Source organism: Sporomusa sp., from assembly GCF_057736855.1.
On record NZ_JBYKYF010000030.1, the window covers coordinates 1 to 3,408 of the forward strand.

Annotated in this window: 4 protein-coding genes and 1 riboswitch; of the genes, 3 read left to right on the top strand and 1 reads right to left on the bottom strand. The window is 44.4% G+C overall.

Annotation, left to right across the window (positions count from 1 at the left end):
- Nucleotides 1–47 precede the first annotated feature (47 nt).
- Both AC29Z1_RS03575 and AC29Z1_RS03580 read left to right on the top strand, forming a co-directional pair.
- Entirely contained in the window at nucleotides 48–179 is a 132-nt protein-coding gene (locus AC29Z1_RS03575; protein ID WP_488270104.1) for a DUF2292 domain-containing protein, read from the top strand.
- Between the two features lie 41 nt (nucleotides 180–220).
- On the top strand, nucleotides 221–817 hold the full coding sequence (locus tag AC29Z1_RS03580) for a TatD family nuclease-associated radical SAM protein (protein WP_488270105.1): 597 nt from the start codon (nucleotides 221–223) through the stop codon (nucleotides 815–817).
- A 45-nt stretch (nucleotides 818–862) separates the two neighbouring features.
- Here the strand turns inward: AC29Z1_RS03580 and AC29Z1_RS03585 are convergent, their stop codons facing one another.
- A complete protein-coding gene (locus tag AC29Z1_RS03585; protein ID WP_488270088.1) occupies nucleotides 863–2,008 on the bottom strand; it encodes a trans-sulfuration enzyme family protein in 1,146 nt (381 codons plus the stop codon).
- A 99-nt stretch (nucleotides 2,009–2,107) separates the two neighbouring features.
- Nucleotides 2,108–2,205, bottom strand: a riboswitch (SAM riboswitch).
- Nucleotides 2,206–2,389: 184 nt separating this feature from the next.
- Here AC29Z1_RS03585 and hydE point away from each other — a divergent pair.
- Nucleotides 2,390–3,408: [FeFe] hydrogenase H-cluster radical SAM maturase HydE (gene hydE / locus AC29Z1_RS03590; RefSeq protein ID WP_488270089.1), on the top strand; the 1,019-nt coding region annotated here is incomplete at its 3' end.

A 3,408-nucleotide genomic window follows, 5' to 3' on the forward strand; every position in this document is an offset into this window, starting at 1 on the left:
TAGTACAGGATGTTCCAGCAAGACAGCATTCTTTTCAGCCTAAAATTATTGCCCAGCTGGATGGTCTGATGTATGGACAACTGATTATTCGTATCGAAGACGGTAAGGTTGAGCAGATAGAAAAGACCGAAAAACGCCGAATTAACGACATGGAAGGAATATACGGAGATGGCATCTAAAAATAATAATTAATTAATGGAAAAAGGGGTGACTGCTGACGATTACGTATGAATTAGGAAATGCTTTATATATAAATCTGACCAACCGTTGTACCAATAACTGTACGTTTTGCGTCAGAAATCATTTACACGGTATTAGTCCGGGCATGAATTTATGGTTAGAACAGGAACCTACGGTTAGTGAAGTGCTAGCCGATATTCAGTCGAGGGATAGTTATAAGTACCAGGAGTTCGTATTTTGCGGTTATGGAGAACCCATGCTGCGAACATATGATATTATTGAAATTTGTAGATATCTCAAACATGCGTACAATATGCCCATTCGCATCAACACAAATGGGCATGCCAATTTGATTTATGGGCAGGATATTACTCCGTTGTTAGTAGGACTGGTAGATGTTGTTTCTATTAGTTTGAATGCGAACAATGCTAAGGAATATCAGACATTATGCCAGCCTGTTTATGGCGAACAGGCATATGATGCTCTGTTGAAGTTTGCTGCCAAATGCAAAAGGTATATTCCCCGGGTAGTACTTACTGTTGTTGATGTTATACCTCAGAAAGATATCCAGTCCTGCCGGGAGATTGCTAACCGAATAGGGACTGATTTTAGAATTCGGCATTATTATCATTCATAATGAAAAAGAAATGGGTCAGAAAGCGTTTTCTGACTCATTTCTTTCTTACTGTTCCAGTGCCTGGGCCAAATCGGCAATGATATCTTCAACATCTTCAATGCCGACAGACAATCGCAAGAGACAATCACTAATGCCTAATCGTTCGCGAATGTCGGCCGGAATATCAGCATGGGTCTGTACCGCGGGGAAGGTGATTAACGATTCGACACCGCCTAAACTTTCGGCAAACTGAATAACCTGTACTTTGCGAAGTACTTGGGCAGGCAGACAGGGATCGTTTACGACAAAGGACAACATACCGCCATAGCCACAAGCCTGGGCATCGTGCGTTGTTTTACCAGGGTGGCTAGCTAAGCCAGGGTAATAGACTTTGGTGACACTGGGATGGGTAGTAAGCCATTCGGCGACAGCCAGCGCGTTGGTTTCGTGTTGGCGCAGCCGCACTGTCAAGGTTTTGAGACCTCTAAGTAACAGCCAGCTGTCCTGCGGTCCAAGGATAGCGCCAGTGGCATTTTGAATAAATCCAATTTTTTCGCAAAGGGCGGGGTCGCTGGCAACTACCAGACCGCAGACTACATCATTATGGCCTGACAAGTATTTGGAACCGCTATGGATGACAATATCAGCACCAAGTGTTAAAGGTTTCTGAAAATACGGAGTCAGGAAGGTGTTATCAACAATCACGTGAAGCGGTTGTGAAGTATGCGCATGGGCTATTGCCGCTATTGCCCGGATATCGGCAATTTTCATAAGTGGATTGGTGGGTGTTTCCAGCAAAATGGCTTTAGTAGTAGGCTGTAGCGCTTGGCGCACCGCGTTAAGGTTGCTGGTATCGACAAATGTAGCTGTTAGATCGAATTGGCTAAATATCTTATCCATAATCCGATATGTTCCGCCATAACAGTCTTCAGTAATAATCAAATGATCGCCAGGTTGGTATAACATAAGTATTGCCGAAATGGCAGCCATGCCTGAAGCAAAGGCAAAACCGGCATGCCCTTCCTCCAATGCGGCTACAGCTTCTTCCACCGCTTTGCGAGTAGGATTTTGAGTACGAGAGTAATCATAGCCAGTACTACGGCCAAGCTCAGGATGCCGGAACGTGGCTGTCTGGTAAATCGGGGTGCTGATGGCTCCGGTAGTTTTATCGGTGACCAGACCCGCATGGACAGCTTTGGTGGCAAATTTCATACATACCATCTCCTTTGTTTGTTATAGGATACGGCTACCTTAGGTTTTGGGTACAAAAAAACGACTCTTCCGTAAGAAGAGTCGTTTAGACACACGATTAACTCATCTTCCGGATTGCTCCGCTGGATTTAGCACCTTGCATTGCTGCTGGTTGCCGGGCGTCATAGGGCCAGTCCCTCGACCACTCTTGATAAGTTTTTTTTGCTATGTAATTTATTGGATTTTATTTTGTCATAGACAATAAACTTTGTCAATAGATATTTTTATTGTTTTTATACTCCCTATTTCTTGATATTGACGCCGGTTATAAAACCAGCTATCATGATTTCAACAGGTGAAACTTTTTTGGGCAATAGGCATATAGGGGGAGGTAGTAACGGTATGGCTGATAAGCAGGATATATTGGCGTTAATTAACAAAGCGGAAACAACCCACGAACTTACGAAAGATGAAATTGTCGCCTTGCTGATAGATACAGAACATGAAACTGAGTTTTTTGCTGCTGCTGACCGCGTGCGGCAACGGTATGTGGGTGACGAAGTACATCTGCGCGGGTTGATTGAGTTTTCTAACATATGTAAACAAAACTGCCTGTATTGTGGTTTGCGGCGGGATAATAAACAAGTAAAACGTTATCGTTTAGATCCGGAAACTATCCTTGACTTTGCTACTAAAGCCAAGTCATACGGCTATCGCACGGTTGTATTGCAGTCAGGCGAAGACGAATGGTTTGATGTGGCTACTATGGTCAGTATTATCAAAAACGTTAAAGAACTTGGTTTGGCAATTACCCTGAGTGTGGGTGAAAAACCCCGTGAAGTATATCAAGCATACCGCGAGGCTGGGGCTGATCGGTATTTGCTGAGAATTGAGACTACCGACAAAGCTTTGTATGAAAAACTAGACCCAGGCATGAGCTGGGATAACCGGGTACGATGTTTGCATGATCTAAAGGAGTTAGGTTTTGAGTTAGGAACAGGCTCATTGGTAGGAATACCAGGACAAACGATAGAATCGCTGGCTGATGATATTCTGTTTTTCAAGAGCATAGATGCCGATATGATTGGTGTCGGTCCGTTTATTCCCAACCCGGATACGCCATTGGCGGGGGAACGGGGCGGTACGTTTGAACTAAGCACGAAAGTGATGGCCATGACGAGGCTATTGCTGCCTGATATTAATATTCCGGCAACAACGGCTATGGAGACATTAAACCCACAGGGACGGGTATTGGCGCTGCAACGCGGAGCCAATGTAGTTATGCCTAATGTTACTGAGGGTGAGTACCGACAGATGTATTTGCTTTATCCGGGAAAAATCTGTATCAACGATTCGCCGGCGCATTGCCGTTCGTGCATTACTGGTAAAATTCATGGCATTGGCCGGAAAGTGTCTCAGAG

Coding starts and splice junctions, on each gene's coding strand:
- AC29Z1_RS03585 (WP_488270088.1), bottom strand. CDS start 2,008: ATGAAATTTGCCACCAAAGCTGTCCATGCGGGTCTGGTCACCGATAAA.